Annotated in this window: 25 protein-coding genes and 1 riboswitch; of the genes, 17 read left to right on the forward strand and 8 right to left on the reverse strand. The window is 43.8% G+C overall.

The genetic code is table 11. From position 1 onward, the window contains the following. Positions 1-139 precede the first annotated feature (139 nt). Together AC0VXY_RS06785 and AC0VXY_RS06790 are read left to right on the forward strand one after the other, a co-directional pair. Positions 140-1,552 carry a SpoVR family protein gene (locus AC0VXY_RS06785; RefSeq protein WP_475527367.1) on the forward strand — a complete coding sequence of 471 codons (1,413 nt, stop codon included), beginning with the start codon at positions 140-142 and terminating at the stop codon, positions 1,550-1,552. A gap of 116 nt (positions 1,553-1,668) precedes the next feature. Next, entirely contained in the window at positions 1,669-2,013 is a 345-nt protein-coding gene (locus tag AC0VXY_RS06790; protein WP_475527368.1) for a hypothetical protein, read from the forward strand. Between the two features lie 325 nt (positions 2,014-2,338). On the opposite strand, the gene AC0VXY_RS06795 is transcribed toward AC0VXY_RS06790, so the two are convergent. Continuing rightward, positions 2,339-2,995, reverse strand: a complete 657-nt coding sequence (locus AC0VXY_RS06795; RefSeq protein WP_475527369.1) for a YczE/YyaS/YitT family protein — start codon at positions 2,993-2,995, stop codon at positions 2,339-2,341. Positions 2,996-3,192: 197 nt separating this feature from the next. Here AC0VXY_RS06795 and AC0VXY_RS06800 point away from each other — a divergent pair, with 197 nt between their 5' ends. Then, positions 3,193-4,809 carry an SLC13 family permease gene (locus AC0VXY_RS06800; protein ID WP_475527370.1) on the forward strand — a complete coding sequence of 539 codons (1,617 nt, stop codon included), beginning with the start codon at positions 3,193-3,195 and terminating at the stop codon, positions 4,807-4,809. A gap of 41 nt (positions 4,810-4,850) precedes the next feature. On the opposite strand, the gene AC0VXY_RS06805 is transcribed toward AC0VXY_RS06800, so the two are convergent. From AC0VXY_RS06805 to AC0VXY_RS06815, 3 genes are all read right to left on the reverse strand, one after another. Continuing rightward, on the reverse strand, positions 4,851-5,627 hold the full coding sequence (locus AC0VXY_RS06805) for a 3-hydroxybutyrate dehydrogenase (RefSeq protein ID WP_475527371.1): 777 nt from the start codon (positions 5,625-5,627) through the stop codon (positions 4,851-4,853). Positions 5,628-5,645: 18 nt separating this feature from the next. After that, the gene (locus AC0VXY_RS06810) at positions 5,646-6,932 is read right to left on the reverse strand and encodes a GntP family permease (RefSeq protein WP_475527372.1); all 1,287 of its coding nucleotides are present in this window, start codon (positions 6,930-6,932) and stop codon (positions 5,646-5,648) included. Between the two features lie 98 nt (positions 6,933-7,030). Next, positions 7,031-8,356, reverse strand: a complete 1,326-nt coding sequence (locus tag AC0VXY_RS06815; protein WP_435994590.1) for a hemolysin family protein — start codon at positions 8,354-8,356, stop codon at positions 7,031-7,033. Positions 8,357-8,672: 316 nt separating this feature from the next. On the opposite strand from AC0VXY_RS06815, the gene AC0VXY_RS06820 reads away from it, so the two are divergent. The 3 genes from AC0VXY_RS06820 (at position 8,673) to AC0VXY_RS06830 (ending at position 10,397) form a co-directional block, all read left to right on the forward strand. After that, positions 8,673-9,002, forward strand: a complete 330-nt coding sequence (locus tag AC0VXY_RS06820; RefSeq protein WP_435992168.1) for a hypothetical protein — start codon at positions 8,673-8,675, stop codon at positions 9,000-9,002. Positions 9,003-9,179: 177 nt separating this feature from the next. After that, positions 9,180-10,073, forward strand: a complete 894-nt coding sequence (locus AC0VXY_RS06825) for a cation diffusion facilitator family transporter (protein ID WP_435992166.1) — start codon at positions 9,180-9,182, stop codon at positions 10,071-10,073. 138 nt (positions 10,074-10,211) lie between these two features. Continuing rightward, positions 10,212-10,397 (forward strand): Fur-regulated basic protein FbpA, encoded by a 186-nt coding sequence (locus tag AC0VXY_RS06830; protein ID WP_336198901.1) that lies wholly within the window; start codon positions 10,212-10,214, stop codon positions 10,395-10,397. A gap of 45 nt (positions 10,398-10,442) precedes the next feature. On the opposite strand, the gene AC0VXY_RS06835 is transcribed toward AC0VXY_RS06830, so the two are convergent. Then, positions 10,443-11,345: an aldo/keto reductase gene (locus AC0VXY_RS06835; RefSeq protein WP_435992163.1), complete on the reverse strand. Its 903-nt coding sequence runs from the start codon at positions 11,343-11,345 to the stop codon at positions 10,443-10,445. 86 nt (positions 11,346-11,431) lie between these two features. Here AC0VXY_RS06835 and AC0VXY_RS06840 point away from each other — a divergent pair, with 86 nt between their 5' ends. From AC0VXY_RS06840 to splB, 7 genes are all read left to right on the forward strand, one after another. After that, entirely contained in the window at positions 11,432-12,355 is a 924-nt protein-coding gene (locus tag AC0VXY_RS06840; RefSeq protein WP_475527373.1) for a phosphotransferase enzyme family protein, read from the forward strand. A gap of 49 nt (positions 12,356-12,404) precedes the next feature. Continuing rightward, positions 12,405-12,514, forward strand: a riboswitch (TPP riboswitch). A gap of 167 nt (positions 12,515-12,681) precedes the next feature. Continuing rightward, a complete protein-coding gene (locus tag AC0VXY_RS06845) occupies positions 12,682-13,668 on the forward strand; it encodes an ABC transporter substrate-binding protein (RefSeq protein WP_435992159.1) in 987 nt (328 codons plus the stop codon). Positions 13,669-13,680: 12 nt separating this feature from the next. Then, positions 13,681-13,974, forward strand: a complete 294-nt coding sequence (locus AC0VXY_RS06850) for a thiamine-binding protein (protein ID WP_435992157.1) — start codon at positions 13,681-13,683, stop codon at positions 13,972-13,974. Then, on the forward strand, positions 13,971-14,732 hold the full coding sequence (locus AC0VXY_RS06855) for an ABC transporter permease (RefSeq protein ID WP_435992155.1): 762 nt from the start codon (positions 13,971-13,973) through the stop codon (positions 14,730-14,732). Before AC0VXY_RS06850 ends, AC0VXY_RS06855 begins: the two co-directional genes overlap by 4 nt. A 1-nt stretch (position 14,733) precedes the next feature. Beyond that, entirely contained in the window at positions 14,734-15,471 is a 738-nt protein-coding gene (locus AC0VXY_RS06860; protein ID WP_475527374.1) for an ABC transporter ATP-binding protein, read from the forward strand. A gap of 173 nt (positions 15,472-15,644) precedes the next feature. Beyond that, positions 15,645-15,890 (forward strand): transcriptional regulator SplA domain-containing protein, encoded by a 246-nt coding sequence (locus AC0VXY_RS06865; protein ID WP_435994588.1) that lies wholly within the window; start codon positions 15,645-15,647, stop codon positions 15,888-15,890. Positions 15,891-15,902: 12 nt separating this feature from the next. After that, on the forward strand, positions 15,903-16,931 hold the full coding sequence (splB, locus tag AC0VXY_RS06870; protein WP_435992151.1) for a spore photoproduct lyase: 1,029 nt from the start codon (positions 15,903-15,905) through the stop codon (positions 16,929-16,931). Positions 16,932-16,978: 47 nt separating this feature from the next. Here the strand turns inward: splB and AC0VXY_RS06875 are convergent, their stop codons facing one another. Next, the gene (locus tag AC0VXY_RS06875) at positions 16,979-17,407 is read right to left on the reverse strand and encodes a low molecular weight phosphatase family protein (protein ID WP_336198893.1); all 429 of its coding nucleotides are present in this window, start codon (positions 17,405-17,407) and stop codon (positions 16,979-16,981) included. A 372-nt stretch (positions 17,408-17,779) separates the two neighbouring features. On the opposite strand from AC0VXY_RS06875, the gene AC0VXY_RS06880 reads away from it, so the two are divergent. From AC0VXY_RS06880 to putP, 3 genes are all read left to right on the forward strand, one after another. Next, complete coding sequence (locus AC0VXY_RS06880; RefSeq protein ID WP_435992149.1) at positions 17,780-19,024, forward strand: dicarboxylate/amino acid:cation symporter; 1,245 nt, start codon at positions 17,780-17,782, stop codon at positions 19,022-19,024. A 680-nt stretch (positions 19,025-19,704) separates the two neighbouring features. After that, positions 19,705-20,268 (forward strand): NAD(P)H oxidoreductase, encoded by a 564-nt coding sequence (locus tag AC0VXY_RS06885; RefSeq protein ID WP_435992147.1) that lies wholly within the window; start codon positions 19,705-19,707, stop codon positions 20,266-20,268. A gap of 375 nt (positions 20,269-20,643) precedes the next feature. After that, the gene (putP, locus tag AC0VXY_RS06890; protein ID WP_435992145.1) at positions 20,644-22,119 is read left to right on the forward strand and encodes a sodium/proline symporter PutP; all 1,476 of its coding nucleotides are present in this window, start codon (positions 20,644-20,646) and stop codon (positions 22,117-22,119) included. 45 nt (positions 22,120-22,164) lie between these two features. Here the strand turns inward: putP and AC0VXY_RS06895 are convergent, their stop codons facing one another. Further along, entirely contained in the window at positions 22,165-23,562 is a 1,398-nt protein-coding gene (locus AC0VXY_RS06895; RefSeq protein ID WP_475527375.1) for a cryptochrome/photolyase family protein, read from the reverse strand. Positions 23,563-23,757: 195 nt separating this feature from the next. Between AC0VXY_RS06895 and AC0VXY_RS06900 the strand changes: the two genes are divergently transcribed. Next, positions 23,758-24,210, forward strand: coding sequence for a helix-turn-helix transcriptional regulator (locus tag AC0VXY_RS06900; protein ID WP_475527376.1), 453 nt, complete (start codon positions 23,758-23,760; stop codon positions 24,208-24,210). Positions 24,211-24,272: 62 nt separating this feature from the next. Here AC0VXY_RS06900 and AC0VXY_RS06905 read toward each other — a convergent pair whose 3' ends face one another. Then, a complete protein-coding gene (locus AC0VXY_RS06905; protein ID WP_475527377.1) occupies positions 24,273-24,791 on the reverse strand; it encodes a universal stress protein in 519 nt (172 codons plus the stop codon). Between the last annotated feature and the right edge of the window lie 444 nt (positions 24,792-25,235).

Genomic DNA, 25,235 nt, shown 5'->3' on the forward strand with positions numbered 1-25,235 from the left:
GACCAAAAAGGCAAAGAGCGCCTTTCTGGCCAATTCATCTTATGCTTGTCGGGCCTGCCCAACCCGGCTCCGCTTTTCTTTTCATCAAATCCCCATTGTCTTCATACATTTAGATAAGAGTATAAAGAGGGGGATGGAGATGAATTTAGAGGAGCAGAAGAATTTGCAGAATGCGATAGGGGAAATTACTGAGATTGCAGCCGGGTTTGGTCTGGATTTTTATCCGATGCGTTATGAGATTTGTCCTGCTGAGATTATATATACATTTGGGGCTTATGGGATGCCGACACGGTTTTCGCACTGGAGTTTCGGGAAGCAGTTCCATAAGATGAAGCTGCAGTATGATTTGGGTTTGAGTAAAATATATGAGCTTGTGATCAATTCCGATCCTTGTTATGCGTTTTTGCTGGATTCGAATTCCCTCATACAGAATAAATTGATTGTGGCTCACGTTCTGGCACACTGTGATTTCTTTAAAAACAATGTTCGGTTCCAGAATACGAAGCGGGATATGGTGGAAAGTATGGCAGCTACGGCTGAACGTGTGCGCAGGTATGAGATCGAACATGGGAAGCAGGAAGTCGAGAATTTCCTCGATGCGGTCCTTGCCGTGGATGAACACATCGATCCTTCACTTATGCGACCGAAGCTGTCGTGGACGCTGGATGATGTGGAGTGGGAAGAAGAAGAAGTGAGCCATACATCTCCATATGATGATCTATGGTCATTGGATGAAAAACCAAAGAGCAGGGAAAAGAAGAAAGTGAAGAAAAAGTTTCCACCGCAGCCGGAAAAGGACATCCTTCTTTTCATCGAGCAGTACAGCAGGGAATTGTCGGACTGGCAGCGGGATATATTGACGATGATGAGGGAAGAAATGCTGTATTTCTGGCCACAGCTTGAAACGAAGATCATGAATGAAGGGTGGGCCTCGTATTGGCACCAGCGGATCATTCGTGAAATGGATCTGACAAGTGGTGAATCGATCGAGTTTGCCAAGTTGAATGCTGGTGTCGTACAGCCGTCACGTACACAAATCAATCCATATTATCTAGGTCTGAAGATTTTCGAAGATATTGAGGATCGGTTCGATAATCCGACAGAAGAGATGAAAAAGCGGGGGATAAAGCCGAATTCGGGACGTGAAAAAATGTTTGAAGTGCGGGAAATCGAATCGGATATCTCCTTCTTACGAAACTATTTAACGAAGGAACTGGTGATGAGAGAGGATATGTATCTGTTCCAAAAACAGGGGAAGGATTATAAAATTGTCGATAAAGAATGGACCCATGTTCGGGATCAGCTCGTGGGTATGAGGGTGAATGGCGGTTTCCCTTACATCACCGTGAATGACGGGGACTACATGAAGAGCGGGGAGCTCTATCTTAAGCACTGGTTTGAAGATGTTGAGCTTGATATTAAATATTTAGAAAAGGTTTTACCTTATTTGCACCAGCTCTGGGGAAGACCGGTCCATATCGAAACCCATGTGGAGAACCGGGATATGCTATTTACGTATGACGGAAGGAGCGTCCAGCGAAAATATCTTTAATATACCGGGAGTCGCATTAGGAAGAAGAATCCTGAGGCGGCCCTTTTTTTGTTCTAAAAATGATGGACGGGTTTATACAATGTAGAGTAGGCACTTATTGAAGAGGAGGAGATAGGATGGCGGATGTTGAAGTATTTATCGGTGATTTGACCGACCGGACATTCCATTATGAGGGGGGAGACTGGAATCATAATTATCCGAAACGGATCAGTCCGTTCTTTCCTAAAGGGTATGAATTGTTTTTCGTCCTGTTGGATGGCATTTACTATAAAAAATTCGAAGGCAGGCAGACAGACTGGGGGAGCCACACGTGCCTGATGTATCCTGATGAAATGCTGTCGGTGCTGGAAGACTACTATAAGAAAGAGCAGGATAATAAAGAGGTGCAGCAATTGTTTCAATTCATCAAGAAGCTGGACCATGGACGGCAATACGGATTAGTGGCATGCGAGATGTCATGACGTGAAAAGGACAAACTGCGATTCTGGCAGCTTGTCCTTTATTGATTCAGCCCCAGTGCGAGCTCCTTCATCTTATGCTTGTCGCCTCTGAGCAAGCCGCCTCCGCTTTTCGGGATGTCCAGCTCCGGCGGCTAGAGGCTCGAGGTCATAAGCTAAATGGTCCAAGAAGGCAAAAACGGCCTTCTCGGCCCATTCATCTTATGCTTGTCGCCTCTGACCAAGCCGCCTCCGCTTTTCGGGATGTCCAGCTCCGGCGGCTAGAGGCTCGAGGTCATAAGCTAAATGGTCCAAGAAGGCAAATAGCCGCCTTCTGCGCCCATTCATCTTACGCTTGTCGCCTCTGACCAAGCCGCCTCCGCTTTTCTGTTTTTCTATCCGGAAAGCGGGTATGGAGTCTTTCTGTGAAGTATAGAAACGATTTTTGAAAGATGGGACTTTGGATGAACGTATAAATAAACGTGAAAACGAAGACGGGACCGGAGAGGAGAAGACCGATCAGTAAGACGGTGCACTCGCATATGATCCGGACTCTGCTGATGGAAAGATTGGTCAGGTCTGAAATGGTGAGCATAAATCCGTCCCTTGGTCCCGTTCCAAGATGTGCAGCAGAATACAACCCGCCTCCAACCCCCATCAACAGAATGGCAGACAGGAGAATCAGGATATCGATAACGGGACCCGTTTGTGGAGGCAGCAAATCATAAAAAAGAAAAAAGTCAACGAGCATGCCGACCATTACTCCATTCAGGATGGTTCCGATTTGAATATATTTCCCTTTCAACATAAGCGTGCCTGCTATGAGAGTGGCACCGACAATGATATTCCATGTTCCGATGGTCAGCCCGAACTTATCGAACAGGGCGATATTTAATACATCCCATGGGTGGATGCCTAAGTATTGAACTTTAATGGACATGCTGATCCCATAGCTGAAAATAAGTAACCCGATTACAAAATAGCTGATTTGCCAATAGATTTTCATTGTTTCTCCTTTTATCTGCCTGTCATCTCTACTCTAACATTATTTTACAATGAAACGGTTTATGATGAAATGGTCCTTTTTTCATTCTGTTTGTCATAAATGGGGAATGGGACAATCTGACAAATTGTCGTTGATTCTTGTTTATACCGGTTTCTCCAAGGGGTATGGTCTAGTATGACAAGAAAAGGGGGAATAAGATGCAAACAGTGAAGTATGCTTGGAAAACGTTATGGGGGTGGCATGGTGATGTATTGGAGACCTTCAGGTTTTTCACATCAGGAAGTACTCCAGCTGGGGGGGCTGGGGTAAATGCTGGGGTGCAGACGGATCGTTCTCCAGAACCTTCTGCAAATCCCGGACAAAAAATCGGGTTTGTTTTAGGGCCGCTTTTATTCTTTCTCACCATCCTGTTCTTTTCTCCTGAAGGATTGTCCAAAGAAGCAGTGGGGGTCCTTGGGGGAACAGTATGGATCGCGATTTGGTGGATTACGGAAGCGATCCCGATACCGGCTACATCCCTTCTTCCGATTATTCTGTTTCCCGTTACCGGGGCACTGCAGTCAGGGGATGTCACATCTGCTTATGGGGATGGGACCATCTTTTTGTTTATGGGCGGGTTCATCATAGCGATTGCCATGGAAAAATGGAACTTACATAAGCGCATCGCCATGAACATCATCCTGCTGATTGGGACGAGTACGGAACGGATTGTTCTGGGGTTCATGCTTGCTACGGGGTTTCTGTCCATGTGGATTTCGAACACGGCAACGGCCATGATGATGCTGCCGATCGGAACCGCCGTGATTTACCAGGTGAATGAAAGCTTAAAGAAGGAGGGAGCGAATAGAACAGGGCACTTCAGTAAAGTCATCATGCTGGGGATTGCCTATAGTGCATCGATCGGAGGATTAGGGACATTAATTGGAACGCCTCCGAACACCATATTCGCTGCAGTTGTGAAACAACTGTATGGTATCGATTTCTCCTTTGCCAAGTGGATGCTGTTCGGAGTCCCCCTTGCAGCCATTCTTCTCATCGCTACGTGGTGGTATCTCATTAAAGTGGCGTTTCCTTTGAAAATAAAAGAATTGCCGGGGGGAAGGGAAATCGTCGAAAAGGAAAACCGCTCCCTCGGGCGCATTTCATTTGAGGAAAAGCTCGTTCTCACTGTCTTTACAGTCACTGCCCTATGCTGGATCACACGTTCCTTCTTATTGAACCAGTGGATCCCTGCTTTAGATGACACGATCATTGCCATGACTGGGGCACTTGTCCTTTTCCTTCTTCCGGGAAGAAAAGAGGCAAGGTTGATCAATTGGGAGGATGCGAAGAAGCTGCCATGGGGAATCCTGCTTCTATTCGGGGGAGGACTTGCCATTGCCAAAGGGTTCAAGGAAACGGGCTTGGCGGAATGGATCGGAAAACAGTTGACGGTACTTGAAGGGGTCTCCTTCATTATCATCCTTGCAGCTGTGACCACTTTTGTTATATTCCTGACGGAAATCACGTCCAATACGGCTACAGCCACGATGATGTTTCCGATTATGGCAGCGTTGGCTGCTGCTTTGGACGTTCATCCCTACAGCCTGATGGTAGCCGCCGGGCTTGCTGCATCCTGTGCTTTCATGCTGCCGGTTGCAACTCCTCCGAACGCCGTTGTATTCGGGTCTGGCTATATCAAAATGGGGGATATGGTGAAAGCAGGAGTCTGGTTGAATTTGATCAGTATTGTGTTTATCACTCTATTAATTTATTTTGTGATGCCGCTCGTGTGGGGAGTGGACCTTGGTGCATTTCCTGAGCATTTAAAGTAAAAAATCGGATCAGGTTTCTGATCCGATTTTTCTGTGCAGAATTACTGGGCTGTATATCCACCATCCAACACTACGGCTTGACCGGTTACACCCTTTGCTTTGTCACTTGCAAGGAAGATGGTGTAGTCCGCAATTTCTTCTACTGATAGCAATCGTTTTTGTGGAACAAGGGGATAAATGACATCCTCCAATACTTTTTCAAGCTCCACACCACGGGTGGTGGAGATATCTTTCAGCTGGTTACGGACAAGGGGGGTATCCACGTAACCAGGACACATAGCATTGACTGTAATCCCGTGTTCAGCACCCTCTAAGGCAGAGACTTTTGTCAACCCGATGACACCATGCTTCGCGCTATTATAGGCAGCTTTTCCGGCAAACCCAATCAGGCCATTAATGGATGCCATATTGATGATCCGACCGAACTTCTGCTTTTTCATATGTGGAAAAGCAAATTTTGTTGCGATGAATGGGGCGGTCAGCATGATTTTGATTAATAGTTCGAACTTTTCAATCGGGAAGTCCTCAATGGGGGAAACATGTTGAAGCCCTGCGTTATTGATCAGGACATCGATTCGTCCGTAATGTTCTACCGTCTTATCAATTCCGGCCTTCACGTCTTCTTCACTTGTTACGTCGCATTTAATGCCAAGGCATTCGAACCCTCTGCTCTTTAGTTCATCTACCGCTTCATCCAATCCTTCTTGATTGATATCGGACAGAACGACCTTTGCACCATTTTGAGCAAAATGCTCCCCGATTTCAAATCCGATCCCTCTTGCAGCACCAGTAATAAATACCACTTTGTCATTGACCATTTTGATTTCCTCCTCGAATTAGTAAATTCCCAAATTGGCTAGGATGATTGAGACGATTTCCGCGATTGTCGGAATAAGCAACCCGACAACGGCAACATCTAGATATGAATCTTTATGAGTAAGTCCTGTTACGGCAAATAGGGTAAGGAGAGCGCCATTATGAGGCAGAATCGATGCGCCGGAAGAGATGGAAGCAATTCGGTGGAATGCTTCTGCGCTGATTCCGTTTGTCTGTGAAAGCTCATAGTATTTATCTCCCAACGCTTCCAGGGCAATTCCCATCCCTCCGGACGCAGAACCCGTTATGGCAGCCAATGTTTGAACAGCGATTGCTTCTGAAATCACCGGATTCCCTTTGATGCCCAGGATGAGTTTCGTTAACGTCTTGAAACCGGGTGCCGCTGTAACGACAGCCCCAAACCCGACTGCGGCACTTGTATTGATCACGGCCATAACCGATCCTTTGGCCCCTTCATTGACAGCAGGAATGAATTTCTTATAATGTTTGAAATTAATAAGTAATATTGAAAGGATTCCGACAAGAAGGGCAGTCAGGATGTTCCACTTGAACACATTCAATGTAACGACGACGATGACAAGTGGCAGAAACGATAGATAGAAGTTTGGAAGCTCTGATTCTTTAATTTCTTTCACATCATTTCCGCCCTTAGGCTCAGTGAATGCATCTCCCTTACTTGAGAATTGCTTTTGACGCCATCTTAAATAAAAGTACCCTCCAACCGCCATGATTAATCCCCCGATAATCCCGATGATGGGAGCGGCAGTAGGTGAAGTCTTGAAGTAATCGATCGGTATCAGGTTCTGGATCTGTGGTGTCCCCGGGATTGCGGTCATGGTAAAAGTGAAAGCACCTAATACAAAGGTTGGCGGCAGTAATTTCCGCGTAATATCCGCTTCTCTGAACATGGCAATCGCAAGTGGATAGATGGCAAACACCACCACGAATAGGCTTACACCTCCATATGTCAATACCGCTGCAGCAATCAATACTCCCAGGATGGCCCGGTCTTTCCCGATAATGTTAGTGATTTTGTATGCAACGGATTGGGCGGCACCTACATCCTCCATCAACTTTCCGAAGATGGCCCCAAAAAGGAATACAGGAAACCATTCTTTTGCAAAGTCCACAAATCCTGTCATATACGTTTCTGTATAGGCCGGTAGCAGATCTAGACCACTCATTAACGCAACCAAACCTGCAACTAACGGCGCGATCCAGATGATCGACCAGCCTAGATACGCTAAAACCATAAGCAGGATTAATCCAACGATGATGCTAGTCATAATTCACCTCTTAACTATATATTTCCGCTTATTTTTCCATTTGTGAAAAGATTTATTCTTTGCTGACGTCTTGAGGAACAAAAAAAACGAACGGCCTCTTAGTGAGACTCGTTCGTTTCAAAAGTATTCTTTTTCATTTTAGTGACTTCCAGATACTGAATATGGTGACCGTCGATCTCTTTGACTTTAAAGCAATAGCCTTGTTCTTCGATCTTATCTTCAGGCTTGACTTCATATTTTTGAGTTAGGAACCAGCCGCCGATTGTATCGACTTCCTCCTCTTCAATCGAGATGCCCAGAAGGTCATTCACATCTTCAATGAGCATGACGGCGTCGAAAATATAATGATCTTCTTTTATCTTCTGGACTTCAGGAATTTCATCGATATCGAATTCATCCCGGATTTCACCGACGATTTCTTCGATGATGTCCTCCACCGTAACCAGGCCTGCCGTTCCGCCGTATTCATCAAGAAGGACGGCCATCGGGGAGCGTTCTTTTTGCAACTTGAGGAGCAGGGCTTTAATCGGGATGGTTTCAATGACGCGGATGACGGGCTTAATGAAGGAGGTCACGTCTTCATGCTCGCTTTTATGATTCACGAGGGTCGTTAAGAGTTCCTTCACATTCACAACCCCAAGGATATTGTCCTTATCACCATCCACCACAGGGTATCTCGTATACCGCTCTTCCTTAATGACCGATAATACTTCATCAATGGTGGATTCTGCGGATAGCGTCACAATGTTTGTCCGGGGGACCATGATTTCCTTGGCGATGCGCTCGTCGAATTCAAATATTTTATTCACATACTTGAATTCAGATGAGTTGATTTCACCGCTCTTATAGCTATCGGAAAGAATGATTCTGAGCTCTTCTTCCGAATGGGCGATTTCATGCTCTGAGGCCGGTTTCAAACCGAACATCCCCGTAAACACGCGTGCCGAACTATTCAAGGTCCAAATAAATGGATAAGCAATCCGGTAGAACCAAATGAGAGGCTTGGCAAATAATAAGGTGATTTTCTCAGCTTTTTGGATGGCAAATGTCTTCGGTGCCAATTCCCCTATCACCACATGCAAGAAGGTAATGACAGAAAAAGCCAGTGCAAATGAAATTATGCTTGAAATGGACGGGTTTAAATCAAACTTTTCAAATGCAGGGTGAAGCAGCGTTTCAATGGTTGGCTCTCCTAACCACCCAAGTCCAAGGGAGGTGATGGTAATCCCCAACTGACAGGCAGAAAGGTATTCATCCAGATGGGAAATGACCCTTTTCGCAGCAACAGCGGTTTGATTTCCTTCAGAGACCAACTGATCGATTCTCGAACCCCTCACTTTCACAATGGCAAATTCAGAAGCGACGAAGAACGCTGTCAATCCAATTAGCAGGGCAATAAGTAGTAAATTAATTAAAATATCCAAGTAGTAGAAGTCAAAAGAACGGGAAGTTGTCCCTTTCTTTCGCTTCAATCACCTCCTGTATAAAATAGTCATGATAACGTAAGAATTGAGGGACGAATGCCACTTGAAATCCTTTCGCATTGAGTATATCCTTTTAACGTATTACATTCCTATCCCATTTCGTTTGTCCGTTTGTCATTGAAATGCAACACGCATTGGGTTATTCTGAAATATAACGATTAACTGGAATGATTCATGATTTCATCATAGTGAATATTTAAGAACAATACAATCATTTAGGATTCAAGACACTGGATAGTTGGAAAGGAGGACGATCATGGCAGACGTATTTAATCAAGGGTTTGTTGTAGCCCTTATCATTGCCTTTTCCGTTTATGTCACTTTAAGAGGAGTAGCTATTTTCTTCGGCAAAGCAGGAAAAGGGTATCTTGAAAACCTTCAATCACAAACAGGACGGTTATACCTGCAATTAATTGGCGGTTATTATATATTATCAGGTGTATTGGGCCTGCTTATTCCACGATTAGACTGGAAAACAGAAGACATCTACTTCGCCATCGCCATCTTCGCCATTACATCCGTTGTGTTCTGGGTAACACTTGACCTCTTCATAAAGCGCGAGCGTAAAAGGCTTCAACAAAATTAATCCTTCAGCGAGCTCCGGAATTAGTGTCCGGGGTTTTTTTATGTTCAAAGATCGGCTTCCGGAGTCTCCCTTGCCATAGAGTGCGTACCATATTTTTGCTTAATGGGAGCGACGGTACGTATAATATTAAATAGTATTTATGTACTTAGAAGAAGAATCGAAAGTGAGGGATATCATGTGGGTCACGATCACAGTCACGGCCACAACCAAAATAAAAAAGCTTTATTAATCAGCTTTCTTTTCATTTTTACTTTTATGATTGTTGAAGTGGTGGGGGGAGTGGTTACTAATAGTCTCGCCCTTCTTTCAGATGCAGGGCATATGCTTAGTGATGCAGCGGCACTTGGCCTTAGTCTCGCCGCTTTCTATATAGGGGAGAAGGCGTCGGATTTGGGGAAGACTTACGGGTACAAACGTTTTGAAATCGTAGCTGCTTTCCTGAACGGGATCACCCTGATTCTGGTTTCCCTTTATATTTTCTGGGAAGCTTACCGCCGCTTCATCGACACTCCCACAGTATCACCCGGTATGATGGTCATCGCCGTAATCGGCTTGATTGTGAACATTATTGTCGCCTGGATCCTGATGAAAGGGGACAAGGAACATAACTTGAATGTCCGCAGTGCGTTCCTTCATGTACTGGGGGATATGCTCGGATCAGTCGGGGCCATCATTGCGGGTCTTCTCATTTACTTCTTTGACTGGAATCTGGCAGACCCGATTGCTTCTGTCATCGTAGCGATTCTTATTGTCATCTCCGGATGGAGGGTGACAAAGGATTCCATTCATATCTTAATGGAAGGTTCTCCGGGGGATGTTGATATGGAAGAGGTGTCCAAGAGCCTGTCTCAGGTACCGGGAGTCATGGAAGTCCATGATCTGCATGTGTGGTCCATCACTTCGGATTTTAAAGCTTTAAGCTGCCATGTCGTCGTAGGGGATGAAGTAAATCGGGATACTATCTTAATGCAGCTGTCAGCTTTTCTAGAACAAGAGTTTGAGATTCATCACTCTACCATCCAAGTGGAAGGGAAAAACGTGCTTGGGGGGCATCATCATAGTTGTACATGATCAGTTGGGAATATTATGCATTCATTTTCTCTAATGATTGTAATGAAGGGTTCTTTTAATAGATGATTCAAGAAAAATGGAAAACGAATGTTTATGTCTCTCCATGATTGGGGTATATCCTCAACTGGAGGGATGAACATGCTACATCAAGAAACGAAATCAGAACAGAACAAAACACCCGAATTAAAAAAAGACTTTTATATACAACAATTATTGAGGATCGGCGTCTATAAATCGTTCGGGAAGCAGCTTTATGAACTTTCAATGGATGAATTGCAGGATGTTTACCTTGAATATTATGTTGGTGGAGATATAGCTCAATAAAAAGACGACCCTTTAAAGAAAGGATCGTCTTTTTTGTGCGAGCGTTTAAGGAACATCATGTCCCATGGAAGTCTGCAGGATTTCAAACCATTGATCATGGTCCAAATGGATGGAAAGAGAGTCGATTGCATGTTGGATCCGTTCTTTCTTACCTGAACCGACGATCGGCATGATGTTGGCCGGATGGTTAAGCAGCCAGGCATATAGGACCTGGTCGATCCCCGTCGCTCCTGTTTCCTCCTGCACTTTCTTTAAGGTATGTTGAAGACGGACAGCTTTCCTATCTTCCCCTTTGAAGACCGCCCCGCCTGCCAGTGGTGACCAGGCCATGGGTGCCACACGCTTTTCCTGACAGAGGTTTAACGTGCCGTCTTCAAAGTTTTCCAGGTGGTAGGCGGATAATTCAATTTGGTTTGTAATCAATGGAAATGGTAAATAAGATTGAAGCAGATTCCACTGATGATCTTTAAAGTTGGAGACTCCAAAATGACGGACTTTCCCTTCTTCCTTTAATTGAGTGAAGGCTTCGGATACCTCGTGGCCATTCATGAAAGGATCCGGTCTGTGAATCAACAATAGATCAATGTAATCCGTCTTTAATTGTTGGAGAGAATGTTCAACCGAAGTGAGAATATGTTTTTTACTGGTGTTGTAGTGATGCGTCTTATGCTCCGGGCGATTGTCAGAAGGCAGGACAATGCCGCATTTTGTCACGATCTCCATCTTCTCCCGCAATGAAGGTTTAAGGGCAAGCGCCTCACCGAATAAGGTTTCGCACGTATAAGAACCATAAATATCGGCATGGTCAAACGTTGTGATTCCGTTTTCAATATTGTGTTGAATCAATGATAACGTATCTTCCTTGGACTGCTTCCAGTCTGAAAGTCTCCATAATCCATGAATGATCCTAGAGAATGATAAGTCTTCTGTCATTTGTATTCTTTGCATAGGTGAAACCTCTCTTCATATGGTATGTAGTTATACTTTCATAGTCATACTACATGTATATTACTATGTATTGAAAGGAAATAGAAATGATTGAACCTCTTCAGGATATCTTTAGTCATTGGGGAATGGATCCTACTTCCATGAAACCGCTACTTCTTCATCCGAATGTTATGAAAGTAAAGGCAGAAGGAAAGACCTTCTATTTGAAAAGAAGAGAGTATTTTTCCATTGAAAATCGAATGGAGGAGTTCTATCTAACCTCATATTTATTGAATCATCACCAGAACGTTGAATCTCCTATTTTAACTTCCTCACAAATTCCGTATGTAAAAGAAGGAGAACGAATCTATTCTTTATATGAAGCACTCGAAGGAACGCCATTGAAGAAATTTTCCATCGCCTCTCTCACAAATGCAGGAACATACCTTGCATCCCTGCATCTTATCCTTAAAGAATACCGGTGTCATAATGAAGTGAAGGGCTGGGAGATTGAACGGCATGTAAGAGAGTGGGTGAAGGAGCTTGGTTCTGAATCGATCGGGAGAAGGGGGCAAGGGATCCTATCGAGGATGAAGGGGTGTTGGAAACCCTATGAGTGTTTGCCCCAGCAATTCGTTCACAGCGACTACAATCCCGGGAATATTTTGATGCAGGGAGGAGAAGTGAGCGGGATCATTGATTTTGAACGGATCCGGACGGCACCCAGGATCACTGACATCGGCTACTTCCTCGCAGGGATGCTTAAAATGGTCCCAGAGGAGAAAAAAGATCATTCTATTAATTGGATCTTGGCTTTTATGAAAGGATATGAAAGCCAGGATCCTTTGACTGCAGGAGAGAAAAGGATCGTGCCTTCACTAGTCATTCTCTTTCTACTGCAATATGCCTTTTTTTACTTTCAACAAGGACATCCAGAAGCTGGTTCTTCCTGCATGGATTTCATCGAGAAACTGATTGGATCCGTTCATTTCCATGGAGTATTTCAATATGAGAAGGAAAAGCTTGAATAACCTTTCGTTCTATGGCAAAGTAGGGAGGAAGATAACGTTTAATTTCATATTCCACGTGTAGGGGGACCGGAGTGGCCGGTTGAGATTGTATCGTGTAGATACTGACCCTTTGAACCTGAACTGGCTGATACCAGCGTAGGAAACATTCTCTTAAACGATACATAACCTGTTTAACGATGCGTCCCGCGGCTGAAGCTTGGGGCGTTTTTTTGTTGTATCCCGGGCAATGCGTCTCAAACTGCCATTGGTTTACATTCATTCTCAATAATAAGCGAAGAATAATGGAATGAAACGTTACACCGCAAAAGATCGAAGGAGGAATCACCATGAAAAAATGGATGTTCCTCATCTGCTCTGTACTTCTTTTATCCGCCTGTAATGGGGGAAAAGATACAGCCGATGAGAAGAAGGACAATCTTAAAAAAGTAAGTGTCGTCCTCGACTGGACACCGAATACCAACCACACCGGATTATATGTAGCGAAAGAAAAAGGCTACTTCAAGGATCAGGGATTGGACGTAGACATCATCCTGCCCGGAGAAGCAGGTGCCGATCAGCTCGTTGCATCGGGGAAAGCCGAATTCGGTGTTGGATATCAGGAGGGTGTCACTCAAGCGAGGGTTCAGGATGTACCGATCGTATCCATCGCTGCCATTATTCAGCATAATACGTCAGGGTTTGCTTCCCCGAAGAGTAAGGGTATTACAAAACCAAAGGATTTTGAAGGGAAAAGCTATGGCGGCTGGGGGTCACCCGTGGAAAAAGCCGTTATGGATTCAATCATGAAGCAAGAAAACGCGGATGTGGAAAAAGTGAAATTCATAAATATGGGAGACACCGATTTCTTTACTGCCGTTAAACGCGACGTGGATTTCGCCTGGATTTATTATGGGTGGACAGGAATCGAAGCAGAACTTCGCGGAGAAGAGTTGAACATGATGTATGTGAAGGATTATTCCGATAAACTGGATTACTACACTCCAGTCCTCACAACAAATGAAAAAATGATCGATTCAGACCCTGAAACGGTCAAGGCATTCATGGCAGCTGCTTCCAAAGGGTATCAATATACGATTGACAACCCGAAAGAGGCGGGGGAGATTCTGTTGGATGCAGCTCCAGACCTTGATAAAGAATTAGTCATGAAGAGTCAGGAGTGGCTCGCACCCAGATATAAAGATGATGCTGATCGATGGGGAGAGCAGAAACTGGAAGTCTGGGAGAACTATGCGTCATGGATGTATAAAAATGATTTATTAGATAAGAAACTCGAAAGCAAGAAAGCATTCACGAATGAATTCTTACCAAAATAAGGGGTGAACAAAATGGGGAACGCACTTGTAAGTATACAAATCATTCCGAAGACAAAGAACGGTGAAGATGTGATTCCATATGTGGATGAAGCGATCGCAATCATCGAAAAATCGGGAATACGATATGAAGTCCATCCTTTGGAAACGACGATGGAGGGGAATCTGTCACAATTATTCAAGGTGATTGAACAAATGAATGAACGAATGATTGAAATGGGAAGCAAAAACGTCATTTCCCAAATCAAAGTATTGTACCAGCCGGATGGGATCGAAATGAACGACTTAACGGAGAAATATAAAGGATGAGAACTTGGATTTCAAAAGGATGGAGACCCTTCTTGGTCCTCATCCTTTTATTCATTATCTGGGAAGTTGTTATTAACGTATTTGAGGTGCCAGCCTGGCTGATGCCGTCGCCTTCAGAGATATGGGAAGAAGGAATGGCTTCGTGGTCTGAGTTCAAGGGACATTTCTCATCAACGGCATTGCTGACAATCACAGGGTTTGCGATTGGCTGTTCAATTGGACTCGTGACAGCGGTCATACTGCATCTCCTGCCAAAGGTAAGGGAAGCGGTCTATCCACTCATGATCTTGTCCCAGAATATACCCATCATTGTCTTGGCTCCTCTCCTTGTCATTTGGTTCGGATTTGGACTCCTGCCCAAAATCATCGTCATTACCTTGATCTGTTTCTTTCCTGTTGCCGTTTCGGCGATGGATGGGTTCAGACAGACGAATGGGGAGTACATCCTTTATATGAAAATGTCAGGTGCAACAAAAGGGCAGATTTTCCGGAAAGTGGAGTGGCCACATGCACTGCCTTCCATCTTCTCCGGTTTGAAAATCTCAGCTACCTATAGTGTCATGGGTGCGGTCATTTCGGAGTGGCTTGGTGCTCAAAAAGGAATTGGCGTCTATATGACACTTGCATCCTCTTCCTTCAGGACCGACAGGGTGTTTGTCGCCATTTTCATGATCATGCTCCTCAGCCTGCTGTTCTTTGGAATCATCGTACTATTAGAAAAAATCATGGTGAAGTGGAATCGAAAGGAGGACAAATAATATGACGATGCTATCAATACAAAATATGTCCAAATCCTTTGATGGTGAATTGATTCTCGATGATCTTTCCATTCAAGTGGGGGAAGGTGAGTTCGTTTCTATTCTTGGCCCTTCCGGAAGTGGTAAAAGTACGTTATTTCACGTGATCGGTGGATTGTTCGCACCAGATTCAGGAGATATAAAGCTCGATGGACAGTCGATAAATGGCCGTAGAGGATCCATCAGCTATATGCCACAAAGTCCGTCCCTCTTACCGTGGAGAACGGTGATCGAGAATGTGATGCTTGGTCAGGAATTACACGGAAAGAGGGATAAGGAAATGGCGATGGGGATGATTGAACGTGCCGGCTTAAAGGGCTATGAGGACGCATATCCTGAGGATCTCTCAGGAGGGATGAAACAACGTGTCGCTTTTATTCGTGCACTGGTCAGTCCTCAATCCTTTTTATGCCTGGATGAACCATTTTCTGCCCTCGACGAATTTACCCGACTGGACATGCAGAGGTGGCTCCTTTCCATATGGGAGGAAGACTTAAGTTCGGTACTGTTTGTCACTCATAATATCGACGAAGCACTCTTCTTGTCGGACCGTATTATTGTGTTATCAACCAGACCGGCCCGTGTGCAAAAGGAGTTCAATGTGCCATTTCCGCGACCGCGTGAAAAAGAAATCCTTCTGACCGAGGAGTTCCTGAAATGGAAAACGGGTATTTTTGAGGAATTGTCTCAATATGTGTAAATCATTGCTTATTGTTGCCCATAGAATTTTATAGGGTATAGAAAAAGAGGTTTCCGGTGCCAAGGGAGGCCTCTTTTTATTTGCCGGAATACGATTAAACATCTTTTACCATCATATTTCTATCTCGATTGACAGAAAATGAAAGTAATGAATGATAGGAAAAGGTGAGGAAAATGGAATTGAACGATCACTATATGCCATATCAAGCTGGCGATGTTGTTTACGTGATTTACCGCAACCCACATACACAAAGTGTGGCCAATGTGCAGGAAGCAGCGGTTGTGCACGATCCGGAAAACCCAAACGAATTAGCATTATTTCTTTATGAAACCTATTATCCGTTAACACATGAAGTAGCCGTCTATTCTACAGAATCAGAAGCAGAAGAGGCCTACTCACAAACATTTGGAGACCTGTAGGAGGGAAATAATATGGTAAAACCGTTCGTGCCTCAATTGGTCTATTTTGAACCCAATGCACTGGATTACCCATTAGGGAAGCAACTAAAGGAAAAGTTCGAGAAGATGGATGTGGAAATCCGTTATACTACCTCCCACAATCAGGTGCGAAATCTGCCTGGAGAGAATCATTTTCAAAAATACAGGATCGCCAAATCAACGTTAGTGGTGGGCGTGCGGAAAACGCTTAAGTTCGATACATCCAAGCCGTCAGCTGAGTATGCTATCCCGTTTGCGACAGGGTGTATGGGGCACTGCCATTATTGTTATCTTCAAACGACGATGGGTAGTAAACCTTATATTCGTACGTATGTGAATGTAGATGAAATATTTGAGGCGGCAGATCGGTATATAGAGGAAAGAGCACCTGAATTCACGCGTTTTGAAGCAGCGTGTACGTCTGATATCGTCGGCGTGGACCATCTCACGCATACGTTAAAGCGCGCGATCGAACATTTTGGTGAATCGGAGTATGGTAAGTTACGTTTCGTCACCAAATTTCATCACGTTGATCATTTGCTGGATGCGAAACATAATGGGAAGACAAGATTCCGCTTCAGTATCAACGCAGACTATGTCATCAAGAATTTTGAACCGGGTACATCCCCACTGGATAAAAGGTTGGAAGCAGCCGGTAAGGTTGCCAGGGCAGGGTATCCCTTGGGCTTTATCGTAGCTCCCATTTATATACATGAAGGATGGCAGGAAGGGTATAAGCAAATGTTCGAACACCTCGAAGCGCGCCTTCCGGAAGAAGCTAAAAAGGATTTAACATTCGAATTTATCCAGCACCGTTTCACGAAGCCGGCTAAAAGGGTGATCGAGAAGAATTACCCGATGACGAAGCTAGAATTAAATGAAGAAGAACGCCGATACAAATGGGGTAAATATGGAATCGGTAAGTATATATACCAGAAGGATGAAGAGCAGGAAATCAAAGATCATCTGTATGCTTATATGGAGAAGCAGTTTCCGAAAGCAAAGCTGGAATATTTCACGTAAAAAAAAAGGGACTGATTACATTAAACGTACCGTTGTAATCAGTCCTCTTAATGTAATTGTGGGAGTAAATGTTCCAAATCCTTTACCCGCATAGCAATTTCGTCACAAATTTCCTGGTAGTGTACCCATTCTTCAATCAATGTCGCAGAACGCTTTCGTGGATTCGGTAAGTTCCAATAGATGACTTTTTCTTCTAATTCAGAGGGAAGTTCGATCTTATCATCATATTCTGTATCCTGAATCGCAACGATAACCGAGGCCTCACCAAGTTCCTTCATTTCAATGCGCGAAAGAGGAAATGAACTGATATCGATACATAATTCTTTCATTGCCAGAACGCTGAATTCCTCACGGCTATCAGCAACCCATCCGGCACTTTTAAAAGACCAATCCGACACTTGGAGCTTCTCTGCCCAGCCCTCAGCCATCAAGCTGCGCTGTTGACTACTTGAAAGAAAATAGACGGTTTTATTCATAATCGTATGTTCCTTTCTATTTCATGCTGTTATTACTATTTACCCAATCACGTAAAAGATAATCCATGAAATGCGAAAAGAAATTTTTGGAAAGGCTTTCTTGGTAGAATGGATTCATTGAACTGCCTGAAATTATGAAATCTCGAGCCGTAAATCTAGTAAATTCGATGTGAATCTTCGTCAACCTTCTTTCATTTAATAAAAAATCAGTATAATGGGGGAAGGAGAATGAAGTTCTTGAACGAACTAGGCAGCCGGGGGATGACATCAGAGAAATTCATTCATTAAAAGTTCTAAAAATTTTTGGTTTTATAAAAATGATATAAGGGTAATATCTTTATACTATTTGGAAAATTATAGGGAGGTACATCTATGAAATTTAATTTGACAACAAAGATTATTACAGCCTTGATATTAGGGGCCGTAGTAGGATTGATTCTGAACATATTTGCAAAAGATTTATTCGATATATTAGATCCTTATCTGTTCACACCTCTAGGCAAGATTTTCCTCAACCTGATCAGTATGCTTGTCGTGCCGATTGTTTTTCTTTCCATCGTCCTTGGATCGGCAGGATTAGGGGACCCGAAGAAGCTTGGAAGAATCGGATTAAAGACGATCGTTTACTTTTTACTGACAACCTGTATCGCCATTGTCATCGGTTTGACTCTGGCATACATCATCGATCCGGGATTGGTGGAAGGAATCGACGCCTCTCAATCAGAGGGCTTTAAAACAGAAAAGGCTCCTCCTGTAGGCGAAACACTTATGAACATCATCCCTAAAAACCCTTTAACGGCCATGACCGAGGGCAATATGCTCCAGATCATCGCGTTTGCCATCTTCATCGGATTCGGATTGACGGCTCTGGGTGATAAGACAAAAGGAATCCTGAAACTTGTGGAGCAAGGAAACGACCTGATGATGTATCTCGTGACCCTTGTGATGAAATTCGCTCCATACGGAACATTTGGATTGATCGCTTCGGCAATCGGCAGTCAGGGTTCCAGTGCCCTGAAAGCGATGTGGCTTTATTTCGTAGTCGTATTAGCGGCTTTACTTGTTCATGCATTTATTACGTATGGCGGAACGATACTCTTACTCGCAAAGAAGAACCCAATTTGGTTCTTCAAGAATTTCAGTCCTGCCATGAGTGTCGGATTCAGTACATCCAGCAGTAATGCAACCCTTCCGATTTCAATGGACGTTGCCCAGCAGCGACTGGGTGTCTCAAAGTCGGTCAGCTCATTCGTTCAACCCCTGGGAGCCACGATCAACATGGATGGTACGGCCATCATGCAAGGGGTGGCCACGGTGTTCATCTCTCAGGTATATAATGTGGATTTATCCATGGAACAGCTGATTACCGTCGTCCTTACAGCCGTACTTGCAAGTATCGGTACAGCAGGGGTGCCGGGAGTCGGGTTGATCCTCCTGGCCATGGTATTAAGCAGTGTCAATCTTCCAGTTGAAGGGATAGGTTTGATCCTTGGGATAGACCGTCTATTGGATATGGCCCGTACATCCATTAATATCTCAGGGGATGCTGCATGTGCCCTGTTTGTATCCGAGTCAGAGAAAAAACGGACCATTAAGATCCAGAGGGGCGAATCATAACCGTTCCCGCCATTCTGCAAGGAAAAAGGTGAAATCAATACGATTTCATCTTTTTTTTGTAAAACTCTTTTCACAAAGATTGTTGTTTTCTAACATAGGAACTCTGAGGCTCTGTCTATGAGTATATGGATTGATGGTGAGGGGAACGGCTTCGCTTTCCGGCGGACGAACGGCCAAGCCTCCTCGCATTCGCTGCGGGGTCTTGTCTCGTCCGTTTTTCCGCAGGAGTCTACGCCGTTCCCCTCCCCATCTAATGAGATAGAGTGACAGAGCTTACCAGTGAAAAAACGAATGAAACAGCATATTCAAGCTGAAATTGACCACTCACACATAGAAAATAATGTTTTCTAGAGGTGTGCAGAAGTATATTAATCCTCAAAACTAATGTTGATTGTAGCCGCCGGAGCTGGACAAGGGTAGGACACCACTTGAAGCCGAGGAGGCTCACCGCCAGCCCCGCGGAAAGCGAGCACCTGAAGCGGAAATCAACCACTGCTCGCTACCTTACATAGCAACAAAGTTTACGAATGTAAAAACGAGCTGGTCGTATTGGGTATGTATGTTCTACATGCTGATCCGACAAATTATTTGAGACGGACGTGGTGAGAAATCCGGTATGTTATCCTGGGGAGTGAAAGCCGCACAGTGATCACTGTAGTCCATTTAAGGAGTTGTTTTTCTTGAAAGTACTGATGATTGTTGCCCATCCACGAACGAATTCCCTCACGTTTTCCATTACAAAGCATATTCAGAAAGGTCTGCATGACAAAGAATATAAGTCATCTATCTTAGATTTGTACAGGGAGGAATTCAATCCCCTACTTGATGAAAAGGGTGAAGATGAATGGGATAACCCTATGAAAGGGAAGCCCTCTTATATTGTTGAGAAGGAAAGGAAAAAATTAAAGCGGTATGACGCCCTGATCTTTGTGTTCCCGATTTGGTGGTATGGTTTACCTGCCATCATGAAAGGGTATATTGATCGAGTCTTTACATATCCGGCATTCACTCAAGTCAATCCTCAGAAGGTTCTTTGGGTCGGGCTCGCAGGTGAAACGAAAGAGGAATTTATTTCTAATGGTCATGATGAAACGTTGAGACACCAGCTAATAAAGGGAATTTCCGAAAAAATGGGAGTCATTGACAAAGAAGTGGAGATCTTTTTTGACACAATGGACAGGGATAAAAAATTTGATTATGAAAAAACTATGAATAAAGCATATCTGCTTGGTACGTTATTTTGATTAGGGTGAGAAAAAAAGTACTGTTTTTCAATAAATTTAAATAATTTTTTGTGAATAAATATTGAGTAATATTTGATATAAGACGAAAATATCGAATATTATCGTATATTTATTCATGTATTTATCCCTGTTAGGAGCAGATGACTTTAAAAAATTCTCGTTTATGGTATGATAATTCTTGTGTCTATAACAGCCGGGAAATTAATATTTGAAAAGTAAGTGTATAAAAAATACACTTAAATGCATAAGGAGGAGGTACGTGATATGGGTGAAGAATTAACATTGGGAACCTGGTTATGGTTATTAATTCCGATGCCGACATTGATCATTTTATCAATCATTACTTTTTTTACAGAAAAAACAAAGGAGTAGATTATGGATATTAATATTCAAACGTTAACATCGATTATTATTTATTTAATTGGAATGGGTATTATTGGTTACATGGCAGCCAAGTTAACCAGCAATTTATCCGACTATGTACTTGGAGGCAGGCGTTTGACTGCCGGTGTAGCTGCCTTGAGTGCAGGTTCTTCCGACATGAGTGGTTGGTTGATGCTGGGTCTGCCGGGTGCCGTTTATGCCAGTGGTATGGGATCAATCTGGTTAGCAATTGGTTTATCAGTAGGTGCTTACTTGAATTGGCAATTCATTGCAAAGCCATTCCGGGTTTACACGGAAGTGGCGAATGATTCAATCACAGTACCTGATTTCTTTGAAAATCGTTTTCACGATTCAAGCAAAATTCTTCGAGTGTTCTCTGCTATCATCATCCTGATCTTCTTTACGTTCTACACTTCATCGAGTTTAGTGGGTGGAGCAATCTTACTTGAAGAATCATTCAATATGGATTACCGATTAGCTTTATGGGTTGGTGCAGGAGTTATCCTATCTTACACGTTCTTTGGCGGATTCCTTGCAGCCAGCTGGACAGACTTCATTCAAGGGATCCTGATGTTCCTTGCTCTGATCATCATTCCTGTTGTAGCCATTTCCGAGATTGGCGGTTGGGATGCTACGGTAAGTGCCGTATCAAGCATCGATCCTTCTTACTTGAATGTTTACACAGGAGCGACATTTGTTTCAGTCGTATCGCTTCTCGCATGGGGCTTGGGTTATTTCGGTCAGCCTCATATCATTGTACGTTTTATGGGTATTAAATCAACGAGAGAAATACCTAAAGCACGCTTGATTGGTATGGTATGGATGATTGTCTCCCTATTTGGAGCCATCTTCATCGGTTTCTCCGGTATTGCGTATTTCGCCGATTCACCGTTGGAAAACTCGGAAACGGTGTTCATTATGTTCTCACAAGTATTATTCAATCCATGGGTAGCGGGTTTCTTACTTGCAGCCATTCTATCAGCGATCATGAGCACAGTGGATTCACAGCTTCTTGTCTCATCAAGTGCCCTGGCTCAGGATTTCTATAAAGCCATTTTCCGAAAAGAAGCAAGCCAAAAAGAAGAAGTGTTGGTTGGTCGTATTTCGGTAGTGGTCATCGCGATCCTTGCCATTTTCCTTGGATATGACCGCGATAGTAAAGTATTGGAATTAGTCAGCTATGCATGGGCTGGTTTCGGTGCTGCTTTTGGACCGGTCGTGATCTTGAGCTTATTCTGGAAACGCATGACACGTAATGGCGCCCTTGCAGGTATGATCACGGGTGCAGTAACGGTCATTATATGGAAGCAGTTGTCTGGAGGACTCTTCGATGTGTATGAGCTCCTTCCGGGATTCATCTTCGCGACCATCGCTATCTTTATTTTCAGTTTTGTTGGTAATCCTCCTGCCAAAGAAGTACAGGAAGAGTTCGAAACGGTTAAGGTGCGTTTAAAAGAATACCAATGATCTTAAAAGGACCCGATACGCTAGTATCGGGTCCTTTTCTTTACATTATTTTATCTCCTCGTAGTGCTCCAATGCTCTTTTTCTGGCGGCTTTGTGATCAACAACCGGATTTGGATAATCCACTCCGAGGGTGATGTTTGCCTTTTTTAACACATCGCCGGGAGCATCTGAAGGTTTGTGTATATACCGATTTGGAAGTTGACTTAATTCAGGAACCCACATCCGTATATAAGTTCCTTCTTCATCAAACTTTTCACTTTGAAGGGTCGGATTAAAGACCCGGAAATAAGGTGTTGCATCAAATCCTGAGCCTGCCACCCACTGCCACCCCATGGAGTTATTGGCAAGGTCTACGTCAATCAGGGTATCAAGAAACCACTCTGCTCCCCTTTGCCAAGGGATGAGCAGGTGCTTTGTGAGGAAGGATGCCACAATCATTCGCACTCGATTATGCATGAAGCCGGTTGCCCACAACTCCCTCATCCCTGCGTCGACGATTGGATACCCGGTTTTGCCTTTTGTCCATTTCTCCCAACCTTCTACATCACTACGCCAATGGAATTCGGCAAACTTTTCATTAAGTGGACGTGTCGGTGACTCGGGATAATGGAGGAGGACTGAATAGGAGAATTCCCTCCATATAAGCTGTTTAATAAATGGTTCAATCGGTTTGTTCTCCATATCAATGAGGGTATGATAGATACTCCTGACAGAAATGACCCCGAGAGCCAAATACGGGGACAGGGTGGAATGCAGTCCCTTCCCGGGAAAATCTCTACCTTCTGAATAATCATCTAATCTTTTAGAAAGGAATGAGTTCATTCTTTTGAATGCAGCTTCTTCACCAGGGTCCCATATGCTTTCCATGATGTTGTGCCAGGGGATGGACGGGAGGAGATTCAAATCGTTCAGGGCCACCCCATCGTTTTGAAGCTGTGGTACCTCCATCCGTTTAAGAGCTGGAAGGGGTTTTGGAATTTCTTCTTTCTTGAGTGATCGGTAATATGCCGAGTACACCTTATATGGAGTACCGTCATCCTTATTGATTTTCCAAGGGGGCAGAAGAAGGGTACCCTCGAACGTTTTGACCTGGATTCCTTGGGAAGATAAGGACTGGGCCATCGTACGATCTCTTTGGAAAATGTCGGGGTCGTATATCCGATTCCAGTAAACAGCTTTTGCATTAGTATTCTTCACCCATTGGGAAAGGACTTCATCCACTTTCCCCTGATCCAGCCATAGTCGGCCGTTAATCGATTGAAGGGTATGTTGGTAGTTCTCGATATTCCGGTGCAGCCACCACTTCTTTGCTTCGCCAAGGGACGTTTCCTCATCCAAGATATATAGGGGGATCACGTTCCCTTCCTGGCAAGCTGTATAGAGAGCAGGGTGATCGTGAATCCTTAAGTCCTCCCTGATCAGAACGATGATGGGATCCTTCACCTTAATTCCTCCTCGAAATGATGCTGGTTTTAACGCATTGTTTGTAAAATTTTTAAATGCATTCTAAGTAGAAGTATAATAAATCATTGATTTGTATTCAAAACTCAATGGGTTGCTTAAAGATATTTGATTGGTGTTGAAAACAGGTATGATATAGGTGTAATATTACACTATAAACAATTAAGGTGTGAAACCATGACAAAAGAAGAAATCATATTAATCATCTCTGATAAATTAAGGCTGGTACGGACAGAGGCGGGGTATACGCAGGATAAGATGGCTACTGTCATAGGGTTATCGAAAAAAACCCTCGTGCAGATTGAAAAGGGTAGAGTGATGGCCAGCTGGACCGCAGCCGTCGCCATTTGTGCGTTATTTAAGGACAGTGAAACGTTAACGACCAGTCTTGGTGGAGAACCCCTTGAGGTCATCGAGACCATTGCCCGGGAAGGCATTGATTACCGGAAGGAAAAAACACTTGGAGGCAAGATCTGGTGGAAAGATATCAAAAAGACCGACGAATACATTCTTCAACAAAATCTGTTCAGCAAACACTATCGAATACTCGATGCAGAGGACTACCGGATCTATAGCAGCTTCGATGAAGCAAGCAGTCGTAAGCGATTGGATGAATTAACGAGTAATTAGGATACATAACAAAAGAGGAGGGACGGACCTTTAAAGGTCCGTCCCTCCTCTTGATTAATTGCTTATTTTACCACCAGGACACTGGATTCACAGTTTTGTGTGACTTTTTCGCTCACACTTCCAAGTACCCATTTCTTCATGCCGGATTTGCCGCTGCTTCCAACGACAACGAGGTCGGCCTGTATTTCCTTGGCGTATTCACAAATGCGTTTTGCTTCAGAACCCGACAGGTGAATGTAATTGGCATCCACTCCATGAGGAGAAAGTTTTTCCCTGGCATTTACTAAATATGGATGGGTGGAAGAAGGTGTCTTGATTTCATGCCTGTCTTCCTCTCGAACTTTGTTGTCAGGGGAAACCGATAGATTCCCCATGTACTGGTTATCGAAACCAGGTGACGTATCAGCGAGTGCGTGTGTCGGCGTAAAGTTGTCACGGGGTTCATTCGCTGTCTTTTCGTCTGAAATATGCAGTACGGTTAGTTTTGAGTCTATGGAACTTTTCATTAATTTCGTTACTTCGTCTAATGCTTTCTTACTGCCATCTGTTTCATCGTAAGCTAATAGGATATGTCTATACATGTTAATCACCTCAACATTGGGATATCTGTTGTTTACCCGTTTAAAGAATTTTTAATCTTCTTTGGCAGATCCCCGAGATGGGGTGTGGATTAATTTGAAAAGATCTTATCATCAAGATTGTGGTTATAATTACAAAAAAATCTTCGCACATGCTCTGACAATAAGTGGGTGCTACAGGGTGAGGAGAACTGCTCCGCTTTCCACGGACGTCCGGCCGAGCCTCCTCAGCACAATTTGCTTCCGGGGTCTCGGCACGCCCGTTTTTCCGTAGGAGTCTACGCAGTTCTCCTCACCCTCTTAAGAAGCATATGGTGTCAGAGCTAAATGGTTCATGAAAATCAGAAAAGAAAAAGAACATTTGTATTACCCAAGAAAGAAAGCAATCCGACATTTTATTAGTGAAAAACGCACGCTTGGATAGTTGATTGTAGTGGAAGGTGCTCG

This window comes from Rossellomorea sp. QJM3NY_18, assembly GCF_056173145.1.

Coding starts and splice junctions, on each gene's coding strand:
- AC0VXY_RS06785 (WP_475527367.1), top strand. CDS start 140: ATGAATTTAGAGGAGCAGAAGAATTTGCAGAATGCGATAGGGGAAATT.
- AC0VXY_RS06790 (WP_475527368.1), top strand. CDS start 1,669: ATGGCGGATGTTGAAGTATTTATCGGTGATTTGACCGACCGGACATTC.
- AC0VXY_RS06795 (WP_475527369.1), bottom strand. CDS start 2,995: ATGAAAATCTATTGGCAAATCAGCTATTTTGTAATCGGGTTACTTATT.
- AC0VXY_RS06800 (WP_475527370.1), top strand. CDS start 3,193: ATGCAAACAGTGAAGTATGCTTGGAAAACGTTATGGGGGTGGCATGGT.
- AC0VXY_RS06805 (WP_475527371.1), bottom strand. CDS start 5,627: ATGGTCAATGACAAAGTGGTATTTATTACTGGTGCTGCAAGAGGGATC.
- AC0VXY_RS06810 (WP_475527372.1), bottom strand. CDS start 6,932: ATGACTAGCATCATCGTTGGATTAATCCTGCTTATGGTTTTAGCGTAT.
- AC0VXY_RS06820 (WP_435992168.1), top strand. CDS start 8,673: ATGGCAGACGTATTTAATCAAGGGTTTGTTGTAGCCCTTATCATTGCC.
- AC0VXY_RS06830 (WP_336198901.1), top strand. CDS start 10,212: ATGCTACATCAAGAAACGAAATCAGAACAGAACAAAACACCCGAATTA.
- AC0VXY_RS06835 (WP_435992163.1), bottom strand. CDS start 11,345: ATGCAAAGAATACAAATGACAGAAGACTTATCATTCTCTAGGATCATT.
- AC0VXY_RS06840 (WP_475527373.1), top strand. CDS start 11,432: ATGATTGAACCTCTTCAGGATATCTTTAGTCATTGGGGAATGGATCCT.
- AC0VXY_RS06845 (WP_435992159.1), top strand. CDS start 12,682: ATGAAAAAATGGATGTTCCTCATCTGCTCTGTACTTCTTTTATCCGCC.
- AC0VXY_RS06850 (WP_435992157.1), top strand. CDS start 13,681: ATGGGGAACGCACTTGTAAGTATACAAATCATTCCGAAGACAAAGAAC.
- AC0VXY_RS06855 (WP_435992155.1), top strand. CDS start 13,971: ATGAGAACTTGGATTTCAAAAGGATGGAGACCCTTCTTGGTCCTCATC.
- AC0VXY_RS06860 (WP_475527374.1), top strand. CDS start 14,734: ATGACGATGCTATCAATACAAAATATGTCCAAATCCTTTGATGGTGAA.
- AC0VXY_RS06865 (WP_435994588.1), top strand. CDS start 15,645: ATGGAATTGAACGATCACTATATGCCATATCAAGCTGGCGATGTTGTT.
- splB (WP_435992151.1), top strand. CDS start 15,903: ATGGTAAAACCGTTCGTGCCTCAATTGGTCTATTTTGAACCCAATGCA.
- AC0VXY_RS06875 (WP_336198893.1), bottom strand. CDS start 17,407: ATGAATAAAACCGTCTATTTTCTTTCAAGTAGTCAACAGCGCAGCTTG.
- AC0VXY_RS06880 (WP_435992149.1), top strand. CDS start 17,780: ATGAAATTTAATTTGACAACAAAGATTATTACAGCCTTGATATTAGGG.
- putP (WP_435992145.1), top strand. CDS start 20,644: ATGGATATTAATATTCAAACGTTAACATCGATTATTATTTATTTAATT.
- AC0VXY_RS06900 (WP_475527376.1), top strand. CDS start 23,758: ATGACAAAAGAAGAAATCATATTAATCATCTCTGATAAATTAAGGCTG.
- AC0VXY_RS06905 (WP_475527377.1), bottom strand. CDS start 24,791: ATGTATAGACATATCCTATTAGCTTACGATGAAACAGATGGCAGTAAG.